Source organism: Flavobacterium channae (assembly GCF_021172165.1).
In the GTDB taxonomy this organism is placed as follows: Bacteria; Bacteroidota; Bacteroidia; order Flavobacteriales; family Flavobacteriaceae; genus Flavobacterium; species Flavobacterium channae.
The window spans coordinates 55,574-79,984 of sequence record NZ_CP089096.1 but is presented as its reverse complement, the minus strand read 5'-3'; the positions used below and the strand labels follow the sequence as shown (position 1 = coordinate 79,984).

The 24,411-nt window shown below is 31.8% G+C and carries 23 protein-coding genes; 10 read left to right on the top strand and 13 right to left on the bottom strand.

The genetic code is table 11. The features are described from left to right. Positions 1 to 7: 7 nt before the first annotated feature. The 5 genes from LOS89_RS00365 to LOS89_RS00345 form a co-directional block, all read right to left on the bottom strand. On the bottom strand, positions 8 to 1,012 hold the full coding sequence (locus tag LOS89_RS00365; RefSeq protein WP_231835752.1) for a vWA domain-containing protein: 1,005 nt from the start codon (positions 1,010 to 1,012) through the stop codon (positions 8 to 10). Continuing rightward, the gene (locus LOS89_RS00360) at positions 1,012 to 2,628 is read right to left on the bottom strand and encodes a BatD family protein (RefSeq protein WP_231835751.1); all 1,617 of its coding nucleotides are present in this window, start codon (positions 2,626 to 2,628) and stop codon (positions 1,012 to 1,014) included. Before LOS89_RS00360 ends, LOS89_RS00365 begins: the two co-directional genes overlap by 1 nt. 5 nt (positions 2,629 to 2,633) lie before the next feature. Continuing rightward, on the bottom strand, positions 2,634 to 3,500 hold the full coding sequence (locus LOS89_RS00355) for a DUF58 domain-containing protein (protein WP_231835750.1): 867 nt from the start codon (positions 3,498 to 3,500) through the stop codon (positions 2,634 to 2,636). A gap of 83 nt (positions 3,501 to 3,583) precedes the next feature. Further along, positions 3,584 to 4,588, bottom strand: coding sequence for an AAA family ATPase (locus LOS89_RS00350; protein ID WP_231835749.1), 1,005 nt, complete (start codon positions 4,586 to 4,588; stop codon positions 3,584 to 3,586). Between the two features lie 168 nt (positions 4,589 to 4,756). Beyond that, entirely contained in the window at positions 4,757 to 5,566 is an 810-nt protein-coding gene (locus tag LOS89_RS00345; RefSeq protein ID WP_231835748.1) for a DUF4382 domain-containing protein, read from the bottom strand. 96 nt (positions 5,567 to 5,662) lie between these two features. On the opposite strand from LOS89_RS00345, the gene LOS89_RS00340 reads away from it, so the two are divergent. Both LOS89_RS00340 and LOS89_RS00335 read left to right on the top strand, forming a co-directional pair. After that, a complete protein-coding gene (locus tag LOS89_RS00340) occupies positions 5,663 to 6,526 on the top strand; it encodes an aldo/keto reductase (protein ID WP_231835747.1) in 864 nt (287 codons plus the stop codon). Positions 6,527 to 6,598: 72 nt separating this feature from the next. Next, a complete protein-coding gene (locus LOS89_RS00335) occupies positions 6,599 to 7,738 on the top strand; it encodes an ATP-binding protein (RefSeq protein WP_231835746.1) in 1,140 nt (379 codons plus the stop codon). Between the two features lie 310 nt (positions 7,739 to 8,048). Here LOS89_RS00335 and LOS89_RS00330 read toward each other — a convergent pair whose 3' ends face one another. The 4 genes from LOS89_RS00330 to LOS89_RS00315 are packed head-to-tail and all read right to left on the bottom strand — an operon-like array spanning position 8,049 to position 11,251. Further along, positions 8,049 to 8,720: a response regulator gene (locus LOS89_RS00330; protein WP_231835745.1), complete on the bottom strand. Its 672-nt coding sequence runs from the start codon at positions 8,718 to 8,720 to the stop codon at positions 8,049 to 8,051. A gap of 18 nt (positions 8,721 to 8,738) precedes the next feature. Then, positions 8,739 to 10,745: a tetratricopeptide repeat-containing sensor histidine kinase gene (locus LOS89_RS00325; RefSeq protein ID WP_231835744.1), complete on the bottom strand. Its 2,007-nt coding sequence runs from the start codon at positions 10,743 to 10,745 to the stop codon at positions 8,739 to 8,741. 40 nt (positions 10,746 to 10,785) lie between these two features. Further along, the gene (locus tag LOS89_RS00320; protein WP_231835743.1) at positions 10,786 to 10,977 is read right to left on the bottom strand and encodes a hypothetical protein; all 192 of its coding nucleotides are present in this window, start codon (positions 10,975 to 10,977) and stop codon (positions 10,786 to 10,788) included. Between the two features lie 16 nt (positions 10,978 to 10,993). Beyond that, entirely contained in the window at positions 10,994 to 11,251 is a 258-nt protein-coding gene (locus tag LOS89_RS00315) for a hypothetical protein (RefSeq protein WP_231835742.1), read from the bottom strand. Positions 11,252 to 11,391: 140 nt separating this feature from the next. On the opposite strand from LOS89_RS00315, the gene LOS89_RS00310 reads away from it, so the two are divergent. The 4 genes from LOS89_RS00310 (at position 11,392) to LOS89_RS00295 (ending at position 13,732) form a co-directional block, all read left to right on the top strand. Next, a complete protein-coding gene (locus LOS89_RS00310) occupies positions 11,392 to 12,126 on the top strand; it encodes a metallophosphoesterase (RefSeq protein ID WP_231835741.1) in 735 nt (244 codons plus the stop codon). A gap of 38 nt (positions 12,127 to 12,164) precedes the next feature. Further along, on the top strand, positions 12,165 to 12,662 hold the full coding sequence (locus tag LOS89_RS00305; RefSeq protein ID WP_231835740.1) for a DUF6646 family protein: 498 nt from the start codon (positions 12,165 to 12,167) through the stop codon (positions 12,660 to 12,662). A 118-nt stretch (positions 12,663 to 12,780) separates the two neighbouring features. Next, a complete protein-coding gene (locus LOS89_RS00300) occupies positions 12,781 to 13,356 on the top strand; it encodes a PhnA domain-containing protein (protein WP_231835739.1) in 576 nt (191 codons plus the stop codon). A gap of 70 nt (positions 13,357 to 13,426) precedes the next feature. Beyond that, on the top strand, positions 13,427 to 13,732 hold the full coding sequence (locus LOS89_RS00295) for a hypothetical protein (RefSeq protein ID WP_231835738.1): 306 nt from the start codon (positions 13,427 to 13,429) through the stop codon (positions 13,730 to 13,732). A gap of 153 nt (positions 13,733 to 13,885) precedes the next feature. On the opposite strand, the gene amaB is transcribed toward LOS89_RS00295, so the two are convergent. The 3 genes from amaB to LOS89_RS00280 form a co-directional block, all read right to left on the bottom strand. Continuing rightward, positions 13,886 to 15,436, bottom strand: coding sequence for an L-piperidine-6-carboxylate dehydrogenase (gene amaB / locus LOS89_RS00290; RefSeq protein ID WP_374107725.1), 1,551 nt, complete (start codon positions 15,434 to 15,436; stop codon positions 13,886 to 13,888). Between the two features lie 95 nt (positions 15,437 to 15,531). Next, a complete protein-coding gene (locus LOS89_RS00285; RefSeq protein ID WP_231835737.1) occupies positions 15,532 to 16,074 on the bottom strand; it encodes a 3-hydroxyanthranilate 3,4-dioxygenase in 543 nt (180 codons plus the stop codon). Positions 16,075 to 16,167: 93 nt separating this feature from the next. Further along, positions 16,168 to 17,286, bottom strand: coding sequence for an endonuclease/exonuclease/phosphatase family protein (locus tag LOS89_RS00280; RefSeq protein WP_231835736.1), 1,119 nt, complete (start codon positions 17,284 to 17,286; stop codon positions 16,168 to 16,170). 139 nt (positions 17,287 to 17,425) lie between these two features. Here LOS89_RS00280 and LOS89_RS00275 point away from each other — a divergent pair, with 139 nt between their 5' ends. The 4 genes from LOS89_RS00275 (at position 17,426) to hflX (ending at position 23,492) form a co-directional block, all read left to right on the top strand. Then, the gene (locus LOS89_RS00275) at positions 17,426 to 20,203 is read left to right on the top strand and encodes a TonB-dependent receptor (RefSeq protein WP_231835735.1); all 2,778 of its coding nucleotides are present in this window, start codon (positions 17,426 to 17,428) and stop codon (positions 20,201 to 20,203) included. 12 nt (positions 20,204 to 20,215) lie between these two features. Beyond that, positions 20,216 to 20,794 (top strand): choice-of-anchor J domain-containing protein, encoded by a 579-nt coding sequence (locus LOS89_RS00270; protein WP_231835734.1) that lies wholly within the window; start codon positions 20,216 to 20,218, stop codon positions 20,792 to 20,794. 5 nt (positions 20,795 to 20,799) lie between these two features. Further along, positions 20,800 to 22,122 carry a DUF5689 domain-containing protein gene (locus tag LOS89_RS00265; protein WP_231835733.1) on the top strand — a complete coding sequence of 441 codons (1,323 nt, stop codon included), beginning with the start codon at positions 20,800 to 20,802 and terminating at the stop codon, positions 22,120 to 22,122. A gap of 146 nt (positions 22,123 to 22,268) precedes the next feature. After that, complete coding sequence (hflX, locus tag LOS89_RS00260) at positions 22,269 to 23,492, top strand: GTPase HflX (protein WP_231835732.1); 1,224 nt, start codon at positions 22,269 to 22,271, stop codon at positions 23,490 to 23,492. Between the two features lie 47 nt (positions 23,493 to 23,539). On the opposite strand, the gene LOS89_RS00255 is transcribed toward hflX, so the two are convergent. Next, the gene (locus LOS89_RS00255) at positions 23,540 to 24,382 is read right to left on the bottom strand and encodes a DUF3078 domain-containing protein (protein WP_231835731.1); all 843 of its coding nucleotides are present in this window, start codon (positions 24,380 to 24,382) and stop codon (positions 23,540 to 23,542) included. Positions 24,383 to 24,411: the final 29 nt, after the last annotated feature.

Genomic DNA, 24,411 nt, shown 5'->3' with positions numbered 1-24,411 from the left:
TCTTTTTCTAAACGATTCCTCTAAAAACGGTGTTTCGTAATAACAATTCTAAACCTAATAATACAAAAGCAATCAATACGAATGATTTGTATTTTTCATCGTAATTGTAGAATTTTTTCTCTTGAATTTCCGTTGTTTCTAACTTATTAATTTCGTCGTATATGGCTTGTAATTTCTGATTTGATGTAGCTCTAAAATATTTAGCATCTGTCAATTTTGCAATTTCTTGCATTAATTTTTGATCGATTTCAACTGGCATCATTCTAAAAACTAATTTCCCATTTCCATCTCTTGCTACAGGAAACATTGCTTTACCATTGGTTCCAATACCAATAGTGTATACTTTAATTCCATATTCTTTAGCAATTTCAGCCGCAGTACGAGGATCAATTGTTCCTGAATTGTTTACACCATCTGTCAATAAAATGATAATTCTACTTTTTGCTTTGCTATCTTTAATTCGGTTTATTGCAGTTGCTAATCCAACGCCAATTCCGGTTCCATCAGCAATAATGGAATCATCATATTCGATGGTTTTTAACGATTGTAAAATGATGGTTTTATCTGAAGTTACAGGCGTTCTCGTGTAACTTTCGCCTGCATAAACTACTAATCCAATTCTATCGTTAATTCTATCTTGCACAAATGTTGAAGCGACTTTTTTCAAAGCTTCTAGACGATTCGGTTTTAAATCGTTGGCCAACATACTACTCGAAACGTCAATTGCCATTACAATATCGATTCCTTTTGTGGTTTTCGATTTTGAGGTTACGTCAACACTTCTTGGTCTTGCTAAGGCTATGATAATAGAACTCAAAGCTAAAATTCGTAATATGTGTAAAAACGGTTTTGCTTTGGCTAAGAATGTTCGGTTTTGTTTGAAAGGTGCTAATGAACTCATTTTAACCGTTGCCAAAAGTTGGTTTCTTTTATAAAACAGCCAACTTATTGCAATTGGTAAAACCAAAAACAACCACAAAAATTCCGGATTTAAAAAGGTTACTTTTCCCATTATTTCTTGGCTTTTCTTAGTTCAATTGAATTCTGAATTTTCTCGATAATTTCCTTAGCATACTTGTCATCTTCTTTGTATATCATGAAAAACTCTTGCGCACCGCCAGATTGTGATAACACCATTATATCGTATTCCATTTTTACATCTTCTTCTCTAACAGGGTCAAAAGCAGTAAATGTTCCGAATGCTTTTTTACCCGAAAGTCCTTTTACATTTTCGAATTCGCCCGTTTTTACGATAATATTTTTAGCTCCAAAATTTTCTAATTCTTTCAAATCCGCTTCCAATGCTAAATCTAAATCTATTTTAGTCGTGTCTTTATATGCAGTTGTAATTAAAACTATAGAAAAATTGTCAATGATGCTTCCATACATAAAACGACTCGTTGCTTTTACGTTTTCTGGAAGGTTGTTTTGAATTTTTTCATCAACCGTTCGTTTTAAAACTTTTGGTGTTGAAATGATGATAGCGGGTTCTCCATATTCGGAAGTTATCCATTCTTTTTCCAATAATTCTTCAGTCGAATGTCCGATGTAATTGTCTTTGATAAAATCGAATCCTACTGTGTAAGCAAAGATAACGATAGATGCAACCATTAAAAATGAAGCAATTCCTATTGATAAAACCATTCTTTTGAACTTTTGCTTTTGCAATTCTTTTCTGCGAACTTCTTCTGCAAATAAAATTGCTGCTTCGTCTTCTGTTCTTGGCAATGCTTTATCGATTATCAATAAAAATTTATCAATTATTTTTTTATCAGTTTCAATTTCAAATGGCAATGGTTGTGATTTAGCAAACTTAACTAAGTCTGAATTTTCTAACACTTTGTTGAATTTTTCTAAATCTTCGCGATTAACAAACATTTTCTTTTCAGAAATAGCCTTTTTTAATGCGTCCATTAACTCACTAGAAGTACTTTCCATTGCTGGAATATGAATCGATTCTTCAATATAAGTTCTGGTAATGTCGGTCATTTCAGAATAATATTCTTTGACATCACCTCTTTGAACCAATTGTTTTTTATCTAAATTTTGAAGGTATGCAATTGCTTTTTCTATTGGAGAAGCAAAAAACTCTTCTTCTTGTTTTTTACTTTTTTGTAATTTTTTAATGATAAAATACGATGCAAATCCAGAAGCAACAATCAACACAAACAAAATCAGCAACTTCCACCATTCGCTCATTGGTTTTTCTTCAGTAGCAATGATGTCTCTGATATCATACATTTGTTGTTTTGTCGTATCAACTTTTACATCATTTACAACAATAGAAAGTGAATCTGTGCGAAACTCTTTCTTGTTGATTTTAACCAATAATTTTGGAATTACATATCGTCCTGAATCAAACTGTGTTAATCCATATTTCTTGATTAATTCGTATTGATTATCATTTTTTACTGTATCAATTGGATATGATTCTAATATCTCTAAAGCTCCAAAAAACTTACCATCAGGGAAAACTACTTTATCTTTTGCGTTTACTTTTGCTTTGATAGTTAAATTAAACTGCGAACCTATTTTAATTTGAGTAGAATCTATAGAAGATGAGATTTGTTGGGAAAAACCCAAAAATCCAAACAATAAAGCAATATATAAGTAAAGTCTCTTTTTCATTTTTCTTAATTACGCGCTTTAAAGTAACCTAATAACTTGGTTACATAGCTTTCATCCACTCTCGAACTAATTGTTCCGGCACCACATCTTGAAAAAATATCTTTGAAATAGTTCACATTTTCATGATAGTATTTCTCATAATCCATTCGTACTTTCTTCGAATTGGTATCTACTAACAAAGTTTCTCCGGTTTCTGCATCCATCATGTTTACGATTCCAATGTTTGGAATACTTTCCTCTCTTTGGTCAAAAACTCGAATTCCGGTAACATCGTGGCGTTTTGAAGCAATTTTTAAAGTTTGTTCATAATCTTTCACCATGAAATCTGAGATTAAAAACACAATGGCTTTCTTTTTTAAAACTCCAGATAAGAATTTCAAGGCTTGGGATAAATCTGTTTTTTTACTTTTCGATTCAAATTCGATTAGTTCTCGAATAATTCTCAATACATGCGATTTCCCTTTCTTTGGCGGAATAAACAATTCGATTTGATCTGAAAATAACATCAAGCCAATTTTATCATTGTTTTGAGTTGCCGAAAAAGCTAAAGTTGCTGCAATTTCGGTAATCATATCGCGCTTTAATTGATTTTTAGTTCCAAAGCTTTCAGAACCAGAAATATCAACTAACAACATCATAGTTAACTCACGCTCTTCTTCAAAAACCTTCACAAAAGGTTCGTTGTATCTAGCTGTAACATTCCAATCGATTGCTCTAACGTCGTCACCATATTGATATTGGCGTACTTCTGAAAACGTCATACCTCGTCCTTTAAAAGACGTATGATATTCTCCCGAAAAGATATGATCACTCAATCTTCGGGTTTTGATTTCAATTTTTCGAACTTTCTTTAGAATTTCTTTGGTATCCATTTTAATTAGATAGCAGTCGCAGTTGACTGTCGCAGTATTAAAAAAGTATTATCTGTAAACTGGGACTAACACTGATAACTAGATTAAGGCACTTCGATTTCGTTTACAATTTTGCTTATGATGTCAAAAGTTGTTACATTTTCAGCTTCTGCTTCATAAGTAATTCCAATCCTGTGACGTAATACATCGTATACAACAGCACGAACGTCTTCTGGAATTACATAACCTCTACGTTTAATGAATGCATAACATTTTGCAGCTGTTGCTAAGTTAATACTTCCACGAGGTGAAGCTCCAAAACTAATTAAAGGTTTTAAACTTTCTAATCTGTATTTTTCTGGATAACGAGTAGCAAAAATAATATCTAAAATATATTTTTCGATTTTCTCGTCCATGTAAACTTCACGAACAGCTTCTTGTGCTCTTAAAATTTGTTCTAATGAAACTACTTGATTTACTTTTTCAAAAGCACCTTTTAAATTTTGACGAATTACCATTCGCTCTTCTTCCATTTTAGGGTAATCAATAACCACTTTTAGCATAAAACGGTCTACTTGAGCTTCTGGCAATGGATAAGTTCCTTCTTGATCAACAGGGTTTTGAGTTGCCATTACTAAGAAAGGCTTATCTAATTTAAACGTTTCATCACCAATTGTAACTTGTTTTTCTTGCATTGCCTCTAAAAGCGCAGATTGCACTTTTGCAGGAGCACGGTTAATTTCATCGGCAAGTACAAAGTTGGCAAAAATTGGTCCTTTACGAATTGTAAAATCGTTTTGTTTGATGTTGTATATCATTGTTCCTACAACATCTGCAGGTAATAAATCCGGTGTAAACTGGATTCTGCTAAAAGAGCCATGAACGGCTTGGGATAATGTATTAATTGCAAGTGTTTTTGCTAATCCAGGAACACCTTCTAGAAGTATGTGTCCTTGACCTAAAAGTCCGATTAACAATCGCTCTACCATTTGTTTTTGACCTACAATAACTTTGTTCATCTCCATTGTAAGCAAATCGATAAAAGCACTTTCTCTTTCTATCTTTTCATTGATTGCTCTAATATCGAGTGAAGTACTATTTTCTTCCATATCTAACGTTTTTTTCGAGGTACAATATAAGTTCAAAATTTTAACATTTCAAAATTGAAAAAAAAATTAGTGGTTTGTTGTTAATAATTGGTTAAAAAAACAAAGGCAACTACTTGATATAGCTGCCTTTTTGTGATATTTAAGATACTTTAACTTAAATATTTCTTATTAATTGGATATTGTGCTTAAACCGGTATCTGAATTGACTCCATTTACCACTTCAACATTTTCGATAATTAGTGGCGAAAAAGTCGATTGAGGATCTGGAGTTAAAGTTACTGTATAAATTCCTGCTGGGATTCCATGAAGATGAAAAATTCCTTCAGAATTGGTGTATGCACTTACTTCTACTCCGTTGACCATTACAGATGCTAAAACTTGGAATCCGCCTGCATCAACAGTTCCTGAAATTGAACCAGTATTTGCCAAAGAAATAACTCGTAAAACAGGATGTAAATTAAAGTTTCCAGAGCCACCTGCCTCTACAACTACCGAATAATTAACGTCAAAATCCAGTAAAAAATCATAGGTGAAATTAGGCTCTAGTGTTTGATTTACTTGCAATTTTAATCCTGATTGTTGTGCACTAGGCGTATTCAATGGATAAGTTACACCATCTTTTACAACAGTATTGTTTTCTCCTAAAATTAATCTGATTTGACCTAGAAAACCAGACGGAATCTCTGCGTCTGCTAATGCTGCGGTAACACCTCCTGTTAAATCCAAAAGATTGTAAACTCCTGGATTATCAATTCCGATACTTACCCAACCACTTTCATCAGTATTACTCGAATACTTAACTTTAACATCGATAATTTCAACGTTAACCTCATCATAATCACCTGGATTATCGGTTAAGCTCACTTTTAATCTTGAGGTACCACCAGAATTGTTATCTGATTCCGAGCAACTTGGGACAAAGAGGGCTAAAAATAGGATAGCAAACAAACTCAATAAAATTTTTTTTACCTTTTTCATGGGACAAATAGTTTTAATTAGTATATTCATAGGGTCTTTTAATAACACGACATTCTAATTCTTTATTGTAATTTTTAACATTATTAAACAAACTTTATGAAAACTTTATCAAGAATAATCGCAGGAACTATGAATTGGGGTATTTGGGATAAGAACCTTAATACAACCGAAATGATTCATTTGATTAATCTTTGTATCGAAAATAAAATAACTACTTTTGATCATGCCGATATTTACGGAGATTACACTACAGAATCTCAATTTGGAAAGGCTTTTCATGAAAGTAAAATTTCAAGAGACAAACTCCAATTAATCACAAAATGTGGAATTCAACACACGAAGGGAAGACCAAATAAAATTAAACATTACGATTATTCTAAAGATTATATCATTTGGTCGGTAGAAAATTCATTAAAAAATTTACAAACCGATTATTTAGATGTATTGCTTTTACACAGACCAAGTCCGTTAATGGTTGCTGATGAAATTGCTGAAGCGATAGAAAAATTAAAATCGGAAGGAAAAATAAAAGCTTTTGGGGTTTCTAATTTTACCTCTTCTCAAACAGAATTAATTCGTCAGAAAACTAAAATCGACTTCAATCAAGTGCAGTTTTCTGCCACTCATCACGAAGCTATGCTGGATGGAAGTTTTGACTATATGCAAATTCATGGTATTCAACCAATGGCTTGGAATCCACTTGGGACTGTTTTCAGAGAAAATACCGAACAAACATTTCGATTAAGACAACTTCTAGCTACGTTAGTAGATAAATATCATGTTGGATCCGATTTAATATTACTTGCTTGGATTTTACAACATCCAGCTGGAGTTTTACCAGTAGCTGGTACTGTAAATGTGGCGCGCATTCAACAATTATTTAAAGCATGTTCATTAGAACTAGAAAAACAAGACTGGTTTGAAATATGGACCACGAGCATGGGAAATAAAGTGCCTTAATTAAAAAGTAATTAGTAAAAGTGATTGGTTAATAAATGCTAATCACTTTTTTTCTTATATCTATTCAAAAAAATGATAAACAAACGCCTACTTGTTAAAAATCTGCTAGCTCATCATGATGAGAATAGTTTTTATGACAAAAAGCGTCAGTTGAATTTACACACAAAAGAAGGAAAGGCTAAGTTCTTAAAACACATTTGCGCACTTTCTAACTCCAATCCAAGTAATAATTCCTACATTGTCGTTGGAGTTGAAGACGAAAGCAACGAAATAGTTGGAGATGATTTTTTTGATGATAGTAGGATTCAGAATTTAGTAAATGCTTTTTTAGAAAACCCACCTAAAATTCAATATGAAAATGTGCCTTTTCCAAATCTTCCAAAAGATAAAGTCGTTGGTTTAGTAACTATAAAACCTAAGTCAAAAAATTCCTATTTCAAAAAAGGCATTCATACTATCGAAGCCAATAGTACTTTTGTTAGAAAAGGTAGCAACACTACTCCAACAACAGAAAAAATTCCATACTCAAAACAAAACGTAGAAACAGTTATAAGTATTGAGAATAGTTCACGTAACAGCATAGCTCATACGCTTGAAAGTGTGTTGGATTTCATTAATAACAGACATAAAGATATTGCAACGGGTTATCATGTCTTTAAAGAATTATTTGTGGTTTGCTGGGCAGGAAACAAGAAAAAAATTAGAGACAAGATTTATTATTCGAGAGTTGATATTGAGTTAATAAACGAACAAGTAAAACTTTTCTATTCGGCACTTGATGAAGTTTGTATCGAATATGACGAAAACACTTTTTCTATAACAGAATATATTTCTTTGGGTTTGAATGATAAAACTAGCTATTATCCCTTTGAAAAAGTAACGCTTACCTTCTTTGATAATGGTTATTACAAAATGAACTCCGAAATGTTGTTTGAACCTCCGCAATACAATAGAAAAATGTTGTATCACATTTATAATTCTAATTTATCAATATTAAACAAACTTCAAAAAGGATTGCCTTTGCAGAATACGGAACAACGCGATTTAGAGAATTTACCGCACATTTTGATGATTTGTTATTTGAATGGTTTTGAGGATGCCAAACAGAAACTTATAGATGCAAAAAGTCATTTAAAAACTTTAGAAGACCCAATGGTTTACGTTTCTTTTAAAGAAGTAATGAGAATCTTAAGAAAAATGAAATATGACTAATATACTTTATTGTTTTTCATAAAAACAATCACCACTAGATACGACACGAAAAGTACAATTCCGAGTGCGTAAACCAGCTTAAATTGTGTTTGAAAACCAATACAACTTGTCATAAACGTATTGCCATCTAAAAAAAGTGTTCCATACGTTAAATCAATGAGGGTATAAAGCCATACTAAACTTAAGACCAATAGAAACAATACTATTTTAGTGTGTAATTTCATCTTTAATTTACTATGAATGATAATGTAAATTTAAGTATGCTTTACAAATAGATTGCTGTAGTTTTTCTGCAGATTTTGTTAAAGTTCTAAATGAGCCCTCTTTTTTTGGCTTCTTTAATTATATCTTCATCAGAACCTTTTTCGATGTTAAAAAACTCTTTTATTTGAGCCTTTCTTTTATCAATGGCGCTAAGTGTAATGTTGATATGTTCTGGCATGTTTTTGGTTTTTATGCCTTGCGCTAAAAGCGTAATTATTTGCTGATAATTTTCATCTAATAAAAAGTCATTTGCCATTAACTCTTGTATGTTTTGCTGAACAGTGCGACTTTTATATTTATTTCCTGTTACAATTTGATTGAATGCAATTAATAACTCATCGGCAGTAAAATCGCTTTTTACTAAAAATCCTTCAGGTTCTATTTCACGGTGAATTTTATACAAGACAAAAGCTTCTACATGTGATGTCAGAATAATAATTTTAGAAGTTGGCATGTACAAACGGACCAAAGAGGCTAAATCTTGCCCAGATTTAATGTTTTGTTCTAAAAAAGGAGGCAAACTCAAATCGATGAAAACTACATCGTAAGCCGGTTTGCTTTGAATATCGGTTATTAAGTGATAAGCACTCTCACAATTATACGCAGGAGTAACATTTAAATCATAATCCAAATCATTAAATGAAAGAATACTCTTGTAGCCTTCAATCATTGATGGATGATCATCAATCATTAAAATGTTTAACTTTTTATTTTCCAATTGTATCGTGATTAATTTTTACAACTTAACTTTTAAACAAACCGAAGTTCCTTTATTTAATTCAGAATCAATTTCTAAAACCCCATTTATGGCTTCGGCGCGATTTATCATACTTTTTAACCCAATTCCATTTTTAGATTTCGATGAATTAAAGCCAACACCGTTATCCATAATCTTCAAAATCAATGAGTCGTTTTGAATATATAAACTTAATGAAATTTTTGTTGCTTTTGCGTGTTTGTTGATATTATTTAAGGTTTCCTGAAGAATTCTATAGACATTCATCTTTACTAAAGCTGAAATAGTATCGAAAGTTTCATCAGGATCAATATCGCATTCGCAGCTTGTTTTATAAGTTTCTTTTTGATTTTGAATTAGTTGTTCTAACAAACTACGGTAACTCCCATTGGTCATAAAAGATTCATTGTACAGCTCATGTGCAATGGTTCTAATTTCTTTTTCTATATCTTGAATACCATTTATGTGTTCCAAACATTTTTGAATGGTTTCTTCGTCTCTTTTTTTGGTCAATACAAATAAATTCAGTCGAGTTCCGGCCAATTTATTCATAACACTATCATGAAGTTCTTGAGAAATTCGAAGCTTTTCTTTCTTCTTCACTTCATCCATTTCTTCCTGTTTATCCAACATTAACTTGTAAATTTCTTCATTTGCTTTTTGTTGTTCCTGACTAAATAACAGCTCTTTGTGTTTGCCACGTAAATAAAGAATGATATAAAATAATACTCCAAAGAAAATAATTAATAATGAAGAAATTAGAATAATTCGAAATCGATTTGAAATAGCTTCTTTTTCTACTAAAATTTCGTCAGTTTCAAACTCTATTCTAGCCAATTTGTTACGCGTTAATCGCTCTTGTTGTTGCAAGCTATCGCTTAATCGAATGTATTCTTTGGCATATTTAAGTCCTTCCTTTGGTTTTAATTTCGTAAAAAAGTCTAAGGTTAATAAAACTTCTTTATTATAATTAGATTCTTTAGCTAAAGTATTGGCTTCCTGATTAAGTTGTAGTGCTTTTAGAGTGTCTTTTTTAGTTAGGTAATATTCCGTGAGATGAATCCTACTATTAATTTTACCATAAATATCATCTATACTATCTCTTATATTTAAAGCTTCTCTAAAGTTTGTTAGCCCTTTTTTATTATCTAATTTAAAATCACTATAAGCTAAATTATCTAAAATAGATGAATAAATAACTGGATGAATTTCTTTTATACTAGGAACGCTTAACCCATCCTGAAAATATTTTTTTGCTTTTCTAAATTCTTTTGCACTTATAAAAACAAATCCAATATTGTTTAAAGTTTGAGCTTTTAAAATAGGTATATAATTTTTGTCTTCTATTTTACTAATCTGGTCTAATGCTTTTAAATGATAATCTAATGACTTTTGATAATTTCCAAGTCCAGATAGTGAACTCCCAAGATTCACATAACATTCATAAATTAAAGAATTATCATTTATTTTCTTGGCTATGTCTAAAACTTTTATTGTCTCAGTTTCACTACCTTGAAAATCTTTTTCATAAAGTAAAATATAAGCCTTGTGTAAAATAGTATTGGCTAAGTTTTCCTTATCATCGATTAATTTAAAATCTTTCTCAGCTGAAAGATAATAATAATATGCACTATCATTTTTTGATTTAAAAAAATAATAATCTCCTATGTAATATTTAGATTTTGCAATATTTAATGAATCATTTACCAACTTACTTAACTCTAAAATCTTAAGTGAAGTAGATTTGTATTTTTCATATTCTAAAAGAATAAAATATCTATTAGCAATTTTAAAATAATTCCTTCTGTAAGCAGAATCGTTGACTCTTGTATTCTCTAACATATACTCTGCAGAATCTAAATTCTTTAATCTGTCATTTTTTGACAAAGAATTATCCGAAACTCTATCTAAATAAATATCAAATTTTTTATCATATAACGAATCTTCTTCATTTGATTTACATTTAATGAAGACTATTAGAATTACGAAATAGTAAAATATTTTCAACTTTGGAATTTCATTTTTAAAGATTAAATACAAATATATATTAATCTTTTTTCATAATCACCAAAGGGGTTCTTTCACTATTTGTATTTAAAAAAATGTTTTCTTTACCTTTAAAGTTTGAAACATCGTCACTAACTTTTTCAAATTGGTTTTCATTTTCTTTAACATGAGAATTAATAAATAATAAAATACTCAATAAAAATGTAATTGTAATAATTAAAATATTTTTCATGATAAACTATATTAAATTAATCTTTTTTTATGACTACTAATGGTGTTCCCTCAACAATATTTAAATTCAAATTCAAAGAATCTATAGGTGTTCTTACACCACCTTCATCTTCTTCTGTCTCTTCACCATTATCCCCGTATTTAAATTGGGCATTTTGAATATTTTCTGTTACTTTTACACTTTCTTCAAGTGCCGCATCGTATTCATCTGTTGTACACGAGAAAATTGCCAAGCTAACAAATGCTAAAGCAAATAATTTTACTGATTTTTTCATAATGTTTTGAATTTGAGTGTGTTTGTTTGTTTTTTTAAATGTTTTTTTACGGTAATTACAAATTTAATAGCTAGCGATTTTTAAATTGCTGTAGTTTTTCTATACTTTTTGTTAAAATTTGAACTGAATTTGAATAATTTATGAGGAAATTAGTTATTGGAGATATACATGGCGGACTAAAAGCAGTGCAACAAGTTTTGAAAAGAGCAAACGTTACTGATAAAGATATTTTAATCTTTTTAGGCGATTATGTAGACGGTTGGAGTGAATCTCCTGATGTTTTGGATTTTTTAATCGAATTGCAAAAAAAGCAAAAATGCTATTTCATTCGAGGTAATCACGACGAACTATTACTAGACTGGTTATTAGGTAATAACGAAAATATTGATGAAAAATTGTGGTTTACCCATGGTGGTGAAGCAACTGTTATTTCATATCAAAATGTTGATGCATTAACTAAAGAAAAACATATTGAATTCTTGCAATCTCTACAAGATTATTATTTAGATGATAAAAATCGATTGTTTATTCATGCTGGTTTTACCAATATGAAAGGTGTAGATCATGAATATTTTAAAGCGCTTTTTTATTGGGATAGAACACTTTGGGAAACTGCTTTAGCACTTAACAATCAACTTTCAAAAGATGCTATTACTTATCCAAGTCGTTTAAACATATATGATGAAATCTATATCGGACATACGCCAGTTACTAAAATCAACGAAACGACACCTATAAACAAAGCTTGTGTTTGGAATGTGGATACCGGAGCGGCATTTAAAGGAAAGCTAACTATTTTAGATGTAGACACAAAAGAGTATTGGCAAAGCGATTCGTTGCCAGATCTTTATCCGAACGAAAAAGGTCGAAATTAAAAATTAGTATATTTGCTTTCTAAATTAATATTGATGCCATGAAAAAATTTCTAATTATTGCTAGTTTTTTTGCTTCTATTTCATTTGTAAATGCTCAGGTTTTTACAGGAAAAGGAGATACTAAATTTCAAGTTGGAGCTAATTTCCAAGAATACGGTTCGGGTGTAATTGTTACCTATGACTATGGAATTGGTAAAAACATGTCTGTTGGTCTTACTTCACTATACTTACTTGGAATAAAGGAAATAAATAGTGAAAAACCAAATTTTGACGACCGTTTCGATTTAAGAGCTCGTTTTAGTGCCAACATTGCCGATGTCTTTAATATTGAAGAAAAAGTAGATATTTATCCTGGTTTGAACATTGGGGTTAAAAACTTTGGAGCTCACTTAGGCGCGCGTTATTTTTTCACACCTGGATTTGGAGTTTATTCTGAAATTCAATTTCCTATTGCAATGTATGATAATGATCCTATTGGATTTGAAAAATACAACAATCAATTCAATTTCTCAATTGGAGCTTCCTTCAATTTATAAAAAATAATTACCACTATATTAAAAAGCAACTCGTCAAAAAAGTTGCTTTTTTTTATGTCGTTTCCTTACAATTTATACCTTTGTTTCAAATTATTTATTTACGTAAAATCCATTCAAAATGAGTGTAATAGAAAAAAAACTGAAAGATCGCAGTGGTTCAGTTTGCGAGATTAGTGGTGCCGAACATGATTTAGTTGTGTACACGTTGCCACCTCACACTGCAGAAAGTTTAGAACATTCGGTTTTGGTTGCTAAACATTTGAAAGATCAAATTGAAAACCCGGAAACCATGAATGAAAACGATTGGAGAGGTTTATCAGATAGTATGTGGAATGAACATTTACCGGTTCAAATTTTATCCTGGCGTATGTTGGCTCGTTTAAAAAACAACGATTTGCTTGACATGATGTACCTAGATGAGGAAGCATTAGAATGGGCAAAAGCAACAGGTGAAGGCGAAGAAGAAGACGAAAACAAAATTGTACATAAAGACAGTAACGGAGCTATTTTACAAGATGGTGACTCCGTAGTTTTGATAAAAGATTTAGATGTAAAAGGGGCTACTTTTACCGCAAAACGTGGAGCTGCCGTACATAATATTAAATTAGTTTGGGACGACGCTAACTTGATTGAAGGTAGAGTGGAAAACCAAAGTATTTATATTTTGACGCAATACGTGAAGAAAACGAAGTAATTTTCAATGTGCAGATGTGGCAATTAAAAACAGCTAAACGTTTTAAATAAATTAAATTACTAATAATATTATGAAAAAGATAATTTTAGGTTTGGCTACCATATTATTTATTTTATTCTTTATAAGAAATTACATAAAAACAAGAGAAGATAATATTAATCAATATAACTTTATTGTTTCAAAAATAAAAATAAGAGATAATGGAAGTATAATGATTAATGACGCGTTTTATAGTCCGAATTTTATGTTAACTAAAGGGTATGACATAAAAATAAATGATTCTATTGTAAAACCATCAAAATCTAGAGAAATGTATGTTTACAGAAAAGAAAATTCAAATTATAAATTATTCTTAACTATTAAAAGTAAAAAATAATAATACACGAAAATTGTCTAATAAATACATACTAGTTAGCTCCTAATCAAATTCGTTTAAGAACTGTCCAAACAAAAAACCCTGCAATTGCAGGGTTTTTCTATATCCAAAAAGTAACTAATCACTAATTACTTTTCACTAATCACATAATTTTTACAAATCAAACTTAATTCCTTGTGCTAAAGGTAACGCTGTTCCGTAGTTGATCGTATTTGTCTGTCTTCTCATGTAAGCTTTCCATGCATCAGAACCTGATTCACGGCCACCGCCTGTTTCTTTTTCACCACCAAAAGCACCACCAATTTCAGCACCAGAAGTTCCGATGTTTACGTTAGCAATACCACAATCTGAACCAGCAGCAGAAAGGAATAATTCCATTTCTCTCATGTTGTTTGTAAAGATAGAAGAAGATAACCCTTGAGGAACTGCATTTTGCATTTCGATAGCTTCCTCAATTGTGCTGTATTTCATTACGTATAATACTGGAGCAAATGTTTCGTGTTGTACGATTTCGAACTCGTTTTTAGCTTCAATAATACATGGTTTTACATAACAACCACTTTCGTATCCTTTTCCTTCTAAAACACCACCTTCTACAATTACTCTTCCGCCTTCAGCTTTTGCTTTTTCAATAGCGTTTAAGTAATCTTGAACTGCTCCTTTATCGATAAGTGGTCCCACGTGATTGTTAGCATCTAATGGATTTCCGATTTTTAACTGCGCATAAGCTTTTGCTAAAACGTCTAATGTTTTATCGTAAACACTTTCGTGAACAATTAATCTACGAGTTGACGTACAACGTTGACCAGCTGTCCCAACCGCTCCAAATACTGCTCCAACCAATACCATTGATAAATCAGCTTCTTTAGAAACGATGATGGCGTTGTTTCCACCTAATTCTAAAATAGTATTTCCAAAACGCTCAGCAACTGTTTTTGATACGTGACGACCAATTCTTGTAGAACCTGTAAACGATACTAATGGAATACGTTTGTCGTTATTAATTAAATCACCAGACTCGTTACCCACTACTAAACAGCTGATTCCTTCTGGCAAGTTGTTTCTTTCTAATACGGTTTGAATGATGTTTTGACAAGCTACACCACATAAAGGCGTTTTTGAACTTGGTTTCCAAATACAAACATCACCACAAATCCATGCTAACATTGTGTTCCAAGACCAAACCGCTACTGGGAAGTTGAAAGCCGAAATGATTCCAACAATTCCAAACGGATGCCATTGCTCATACATTCTGTGCATTGGACGCTCAGAGTGCATTGTTAATCCATGTAATTGACGTGATAAACCTACTGCGAAATCACAGATATCAATCATTTCTTGCACTTCTCCAAGACCTTCTTGATACGATTTACCCATTTCGAAAGACACTAATTTTCCTAATGCTTCTTTATGTTTACGTAATTCTTCTCCCATTTGACGCACGATTTCACCTCTTTTTGGAGCTGGAACCAAACGCCATGTTTTGAAAGCTTCTTCTGCAGCACTCATAGCTGTTTCGTAATCTTCTTTTGTTGAAGATTTTACTTTTCCAATCAAATCTCCTGTTGCAGGTGAGTATGATTCGATGATTTTTCCGTTAGAAAACCACTTTGTTCCAGTAGATGTTCCTTCGTTAATTTCTTTAATGCCTAATTGTTGCAAAGCTTCTTGCATACCAAATTGAATTGCTGCTTCAGATATCATTTTATAACTTTTTATTTGGTTTTTGTTAAATTTTCACAAATGTAAAAAATATATTTTAATAAATGTGTGTCTCAGGTTACACAGCTGTTTTTTAACTATTTCTTAGTAGTAAACTTAGGATTGGTTTCCATTACAGTACCACATTTTTTACACGTTCTTTTTTCTTCTGAATTATAAAACGTACTGAAATGCGGTAAAAAGTCTTTTTCAATATCGTGTAACTCGAAATAGACTTCATGTAATTTGTGATTGCAATTGTCGCAAAACCACAACAACCCATCGTTAAATCCTTTTCCAGCGCGTTTTCTTTCGATTACCAAACCTACTGAACCTTCTGTTCTAGCAGGAGAATGCGGTACTTTAGCAGGATGTAAATACATATCGCCTGGTCCTAATTTCATGGCTTTCTTTTCGCCATCTTCTTGAACATAGACTGTGATTTCTCCTTCTAATTGATAAAACAACTCTTCGGTTTCGTTGTAGTGATAGTCTTTTCGTGCATTGGGTCCACCCACGACCATAACAATATAATCGTCTGAAGTTTCATCATAGATGGTTTTGTTTCCCACGGGTGGCTTCAAAAACTGTCGGTTTTCTTCAATCCATTGATTTAGATTAAATGGTTTTTTAATTTTCATCTTCTGCAATTTAAAAACGTAAAGTTACTAAAAAGAAAAAAGGTTAGCCGCATTTTATTGCAAACTAACCTTATTAAATTATTAAGACTGAAATTACTTCACTTCTTTCACTAGATAAATATAAACTGGGAAGTGATCTGAAAATCCTGGAACTCCATTTTGATTTCTCAGTGGATATCCTTTGTACTGTCCGGTTTTTTGAATTAAGAAAGGTTTGTTATAAATGCCCGCCTTCCAATATTTAAAAGTAGCATAATCATTATTATCTGCTGGAACTAATTGTTGGCTTACCATAATTTGGTCAAAAATATCTCCAGCGTCGCGATAAAACAAAGAAGAGTGACCGTCTTTCTGCATTTGCTCAAACGGATTGTAAACATCTCTTGGTTCTTTTAATTCTGTTTTTTTAAGTTTTGCTCCAACTCCTTGTTTTACAGATTTATTGTAAGGACCATCATTTAAGTCTCCCATCGTAATAAACTTTGCTTTTGGATTGATTTTGATGATAGAATCCATAATTTTTCTATTCAATCTTCCAGCAGCTTCTCTGTATGGGCTACTTTTTTTCTCTCCACCAGAACGTGATGGCCAGTGGTTAACAATTACGTTAATTTCTTCTCCGTCTAATAAACCAGTAACCAAAAGTTGATCACGTGTATAAATACGTTTTGTTTTTTTATCGTAGTTTACATTTTCCTCAACTTCTTTTTCTTCTTCTTTTGTACTTTTCTTATCAGAAGTTGTTTCTGTTTCATAAACATACAACGGCACATTTATGTAACTTGTTGGCTGAAAATACTTTTCTTGATATAAAAATCCAACGTCAATTCCACGTTTGTCTGGAGAATCAAAATGGACTACTTTATATCCTTTATTAATTAAAGTAGGATGCTTAACTAAGTCTTCTAGCACTCTTCTGTTTTCAATTTCACAAGCGCCAATAATTACTGGAGAATTTTTTTGACTTTCGCTTGTACCTAATTCGATAAGAACACGACTTAAGTTATCTAATTTCTTTTGATAATTCTTTTTTGTCCAACCATTTACAGGAGTATACTCTTCATCATAAGTATCTGGATCATTAATTGTATCAAATAAATTCTCAAAATTGTAAAATGCTACGGTATGCACTTTAAATTTTTTATCCTGTGAAACAGCGCTATTTACAGACAAAATCACAGTAAAAACAGCCAAAAGGTGTTTAATTTTCATAAATCAAATGTTATATTAATATCAAGTTTATTACAAATTGGGTGCCAAAGGTAAATAATATTATTAAAAGTTATACATTTGTAGGCTGTTAAGTTTGTAACTACTTAACATTAAATTAGTATTAATTTTAATATTCTTTATGAAAAAACTTGTATTGAGCACATTATTAGTGCTGCAAGCTGTTTTTGTTTTTGCACAGCAAAATCCAGCCTTAAAAGGTAAGGTTATCGATGCTAAAAGTCAAAAACCATTACAAAATGTTGTTGCAACCATTCAAAGTACGAACCAATCTACTTTGACTGATTTTGATGGAAACTTTGTTTTTCAAACTATCCCAACAGGTGAACAAGTGTTGACAATCAAAACTTCTGGATACACGCAACAAACTTTTATGTTAGAACCTTCTGCTAATGGCGAAACTCTTGATTTAGGAGTAGTTGTGCTAGAAGAAGACATTACATCTGAACAACAATTAAGTTTAGTAACAATTACTGAAAATGATTTAGGAGATGACAACAGTGGTTCTGAAAGTACTTCTGGGCTTTTACAAGCAACTAGAGACACGTATCAACAAGCTGCAGCATTTAACTGGGGTTTAGCACGTTTTAGAATTAGAGGTCTAGATAATGAATATGGAGTTACCATGATTAATGGTCTCACTATGAATAAATTATATGACGGAAGACCACAATGGAGTAACTGGGGTGGTTTAAATGATGCAACTCGTAATCAAGAATTCACTATGGGTTCTGGTCCATCTGATTATACATTTGGTAGCGCTTTAGGAACTCAAGAGATTAATACAAGAGCTTCTTTTTACCGTCCAGGAACAAGAATCTCTATGTCGGGCACTAACACCAACTATAGTTGGAGAATGATGGGAACTCACGCGTCTGGCATGAATAAAGACGGATGGGCATTTGTGGTTTCAGCTTCTAGAAGATGGGCAGAAGAAGGTTATTTTGAAGGAACTGACTATAGTGCAAATTCATTATTTGCAAGTGTTGAGAAAAAAATTAATGACAAACACAGTTTGAATTTAACTGCTATTTATGCTCAAAATAGTAGAGGAAAAAACTCTCCAAACACTAAAGAAGTGAATGATTTAATGGGAATTAAATACAATTCTTATTGGGGATGGCAAGATGGTAAAAAACGTAACTCAAGAGACAAAGATGTTGAAGAGCCAATTACAATGTTATCTCACTATTGGAAAATTACAGAAAAAACAACTTTAAATACTAACGTTGCTTTTCAAACGGGTAAAATTGGAAACTCTAGATTAGATTACCAATTAGGAAACAATCCAGATCCAACTTACTACAAAAACTTACCAAGTTACTACAGTAATTTAGGAGGTTATACTCCAGACCAATTAACTCAAATTGGAAATGGATTTAGATCAAATTCACAAATTGACTGGAATGCTATGTATATTGCAAACCAAAATAGTGCTTTTGCAGGAAGAAGTGTTTACGCTTTATACCAAGACAGAACTGATGACAATCAATTAAGCGCAAACAGTATCTTGAATTCAAGTATTTCTGAAAATGTTAGCTTAACAGCAGGAGCAAATTTCAGAAAATTACGTTCTCATAATCACCAAAACTTATTGGATTTATTAGGAGGACAGTATTTCTTAGATATCGATCCTTTTTATTCAGGAAATGCATCTCAATCTGACTTAAACAATCCAAACAGACAAGTTGTAGAAGGAGATACTTATGGGTATAATTATTTACTACACGCTTTAACATTTGATGGATTTACTCAATTTAAATTCACTTACGACAAAGCTGATTTTTATTTAGCTCAATCGTTCTCTAGATCAGAATACCAAAGAGAAGGTCTTTACAAAAACGGAATCTATGCTGACAATTCTTATGGAAAAGGAGAAAGCATTACTTTTGAAAACTTCGGGTTTAAAGGAGGTTTAACTTATAAATTGAACGGAAGAAATTATTTTGACTTTAATGGTTTATATCAAACTAAAGCACCAAGCTTAAGAAACTCTTTCTCAAATGCGAGAATGAATAATGTAATTACACCTGATTTAACAAGTGAAAAAATTACAAGTGCTGATGCTAGTTATATCTTAAGAGCTCCTAAATTCAAAGCACGTTTAACAGGTTTCTATTCTAAAATTCAAGATGCAACTGAAATCGCTTTCTTCTATGGAGAAGGAATTGGAGGTGATACTGGAGGTGATGAAGATACTTTTGTAAGTGAAATTGTTACAGGAATTGACAAACAAAATATGGGTGCAGAACTTGGTTTAGAATACCAAATTACTTCAACAGTTAAAGCTACTGTAGCAGCTTCTTACGGTCAATACATTTATTCAGACAATGCAAAATTAAGAACAAATGATGATGCATTAGCTGCTGATGGAAGAAATTCATTAACGGATTTTGGAACTGTTTATATTAAAGATTATCACCAACCAGGTATGCCACAAACAGCTGCTTCATTTGGTTTAGAATATAGAGATCCGAACTTCTGGTGGGTAGGAGCTAATATCAACTATTTAGCAAACAGTTACATTGATATTGCAAACATTTTAAGAACTGATAACTTCAGTATCGATGGAACTACAGGAGATAACTATTCTGGCGCAACTCCTGAAACGGTTAGAGCTCTATTAAAACAAGAAAAATTTGATAGTTTCGCTCTATTAAATTTAACAGGTGGAAAATCTTGGAGAATTAGCAAAGCTAACCGTAATACTGTAGGTTTCTTTGCTTCTATTAACAACTTATTAGACGTTGAATACAAGACAGGAGGTTTTGAACAATCAAGAAAAGCAACTTTCCCTGATTTACAAGCGGACCAAGCTAACGGAACACCCTCTTTTGGTTCTAAGTATTTTTATGGATATGGAAGAACATTTTTTGTTAACTTCTACATAAACTTCTAAAAAAAATATACTATGAAAATAAAATTTTTAAAAACAATGTTCTTGTTGGCACTTGGCACAGGTGTTTTGACAAGTTGTGTAGGAGATGACGATTATGTTATTCCTACAGTTTATGAGTATGCATTTACAGATGGATTTGAAACGAATTGGGCAGACTGGACAAAATATAGTGCAACAGGCGCTCAAGTATGGCAACTAGATACACAATACGGAAATCCAGGTAATTGTGCAAAAATGTCTGGTTATGCAGGTACAAGCAATGCAAACGAGGATTGGTTAATTTCTCCTGAAATTGATTTAAGCGAGTTAACATCGGCAAGTTTATCTTTTCAAACGGCTTCAAAATTTACTGGAAATGTTTTAGAAATAAAAATTTCTTCAGATTATGCAGGTGGAGATCCTAATGCAGCTACTTGGACAGATTTATCAGCTACACTAGACGCATCTAATGCTTACACTTGGACAAATTCTGGAAATATTGATATTTCCTCTTTTGTAGGTGGAAATGTATACGTAGCATTCAAATACACTTCAACTTCATCCGCTTCAATGACTTGGGAAGTTGACAATGTTAAAATTACTAAAAACTAATAGCTATGAAAAATTTAAAATTAGTATTAACAACTGCTATTTTTGCAACTTTAACAAGTTGTGTAAATGGTGATGATTATGGTACACCAAATTTGTCTGAAGATTGTATCACTATAGCTGCAACTAAATCAGTTCAAGATATTGCTACTTTGGCTAATGGTACAGCTCAGCAATACACAAATTCTGACTATATTGAGGCTTATGTTACTTCTAGTGATGAAGGTGGAAATTTTTACAAATCGATATCTTTTGTTTCTGTAGATGGAGCTAAAGGATTTACAATGCCTGTTGATGATTATAACTTATACACGAAATATGAGCCAGGAAGAAAAGTAACTATCAACATGAAAGACCGTTATTTTAATTTTGATAGCCAAATATCTTCTTTAGAAATTGGTTCTCTTTTTGAAGGTAACGTTGGAAGAATTTCAGGTGTTGAGTATAAAGATGCTATCTTAAGAAGTTGTGATAAAGTTGATGAAGAAACTTTAGTACAACATATTTCACTTTCTCAAATTAACGATTCCTATTTACACAAAATAGTAGAGTTTGATGAGGTGCAATTTGCAGATGCTTCTTTAGGACACACATATCATGATGAAGCATTATCTTATGTAGGTGCCTCTGCTACTAATCATTCTGTAATTGATGCAGCTGGAAATTCAATAACTGTACGTAATAGTGCGTTTGCTACATTTGCTACAGAAGAAATCCCAAGTGAAAGTGGTAAAATTCGTGGTGTTTTAACTAAATATAATGGAACTTTCCAATTAATGTTAAGAACACTTAACGATGTAAAATTAACCAATGCAAGATTACACCCTGCAATCGAAAACTTTGAGTCTTTTGCATCAAACACTAGTACATTCCCTAACTATTCAAATATTATGGTTCAAGGAACTAATAATTGGTTTGTAGGGACTTTCAATGGTAATAAATATTTACAAGCAAGAAAAGGATCTAGCTCAGGGGCTACTAAAATTTTCTTTGTAATGCCTTTCGATTTTGATACTCATACAAAAGTTTCATTTAAAACATTGTATGGTTACATGTCTCAAACTTCAACACCAATTATGAAAGTGTATTATTCTACAAACTTCAATAGTAGTAACCCTACAGCAAATCTTGTAGATATTACAGGTAGTTTTGCTTTCTCAACTCATACAGGTACAGGTTGGGCTCCTACTTTCACAGATTCAGGTGTTCATACGTTTACAGGAATGTCAGGTCAAGGCCATATCATTTTTGCCTATGATGTAGCTACAACATCAACTACTAACGCAGAAACGAGACCAGGAGCTCAAATAGATAATATTTTATTTCAATAATTAAATATTAAAAATATTTAAATTATTAAATGAGCTCGATATAATATCGAGCTCATTTTTGTTTTTAAACAATTCAAATCCACAATGTTCAAGAGCTTTTTTTGTGTTCTGTATTTAACTACCTTTGCAATCTATAAAGAACGATTATGTTAGAAAAAGAAGTTATTGACTTTGAAAAATCAATTATAGTAGGTATTGTAACTCAAAACCAAAGTGAAGATAAACTAAATGAATATCTTGACGAGTTGGAGTTCTTAACCTATACTGCTGGCGGAACTGTTATCAAACGTTTCTCTCAGAAAATGGACAAACCAAACCCAAAGACATTTGTTGGAACAGGAAAACTAGAAGAAATAAAATATTTTATCAAAGATAACGATATCAAAACTGTAATCTTTGACGACGAATTATCGCCATCACAATCTAAAAACATTACACGTGAATTAGATTGTAAAGTTTTAGATAGAACCAATCTTATCTTAGACATCTTTGCTCAACGAGCTGAAACTTCTTATGCAAGAACGCAAGTAGAATTAGCACAATGTCAATATTTACTACCTCGTTTAACCGGAATGTGGACGCACCTTGAACGTCAAAAAGGGGGTATTGGAATGCGCGGTCCTGGAGAAACTGAAATTGAAACTGACCGTCGTATTGTTCGCGATCGTATTTCGTTACTGAAAGACAAAATCAAAGCTATTGATAAACAAATGGCAACCCAACGTAGTAATCGTGGTGCAATGGTTCGAGTTGCTTTAGTAGGTTATACCAATGTTGGTAAGTCAACTTTGATGAATGCGGTGGGTAAAAGTGATGTTTTCGTAGAAAATAAATTATTCGCAACCTTAGATACTACTGTTCGTAAAACTGTAATTAAGAATTTACCATTTCTTTTAAGCGATACTGTAGGTTTTATTAGAAAACTTCCAACACAATTAGTTGAATCGTTTAAAAGTACCCTAGATGAAGTTAGAGAGGCTGATTTGTTATTGCACGTGGTAGATATTTCACATCCCGATTTTGAAGACCATATTGCATCTGTAAATCAAATTTTGCAAGACATTAAAAGTGCGGATAAACCAACTATTATGGTTTTCAATAAAATTGACGCTTTTAAATCAGTTTACTTTGATGAAAATGATTTGAGTGTTGAAAAAACAACTAAACATTACACACTAGAAGATTGGAAACAAACTTGGATGAGTAAACTTGGAGAAAATAGAACATTATTTATCTCAGCTACTGAAAAAGCGAATTTTGAGGAATTTAGAGAAAAAGTATACGAAGCGGTTAGAGAAATTCATATCACTCGCTTTCCATACAATAAGTTTTTATATCCAGATTATAAAGACGCAACTGAAAACGAATAAAAAAAGACCTCAAATGAGGTCTTTTTTTACTTATAAAGTATTTTGTTTTAAAAAATGTAATTCACTCCTAAACCAATAATTTGTTTTGTCTGAAAGCCTCTAAATGCGTTGTCATCGTAAATTGTTTGAAAAGCAAAATTAGAAGTTAAGTATTTATTAATTTTCATTACAATGTTCAATTGATAATCGATATCAACATTTTCTGCTTCTTCTAAATAATTTGAATACAAATTCAAAATATTCTCAACCGAAACATTTTCCATTAGTTTAAACTTATAGTAACCATTTAAAGCGGCTCCTAATTCATAACGAGTTGTTTCTCCCATCTCAACACCAAAAGATGGCGCTAATTCTGTAAAATGACTGTGAACAACAATTAACTTAGAAGTTGCTGGCGCAATATTCACTTTTAAATTATCACTCTTTTTCCACAACATACCAGGTCCAAATTGAAAATAAGCTGGCGAAAAGAAATGCGAAATTTTAGTTGTTTGCGTTGCTGGATCTAATCCAGTATCCATTTGTGTCTTGAAGTTTAAAAAAGCTGAATAATACCAATTACCTGAAGCTTTTTTTCCTAAAAGAGAATTCAATTCAATTCTATCGTCTGTTTTTTGAGTATCAGCTCCTTTAATTTTGGTTAAACCATAAGCAACAATCCATTTGTTATCCCATTGCCAATCGCCATTTTTATAATTGAAATCGTAGTTAATTCCAATATTTCCAGCAAAGTTGTTTTGACCACCTGCTTGCCAATTGCTAAAAGAAGATTGATTTGCTAAAAAAGTAAAAACACCTTTACGTGTCCAATGTTTTGTAGTGTCTGTAACTGTTTCTTGTGCTAAAATAGTAACTGAAACAAATAACATTAAAAATAAAACTTTTTTCATCTTTTGATTTTAAAAATTAAAGATGCAAA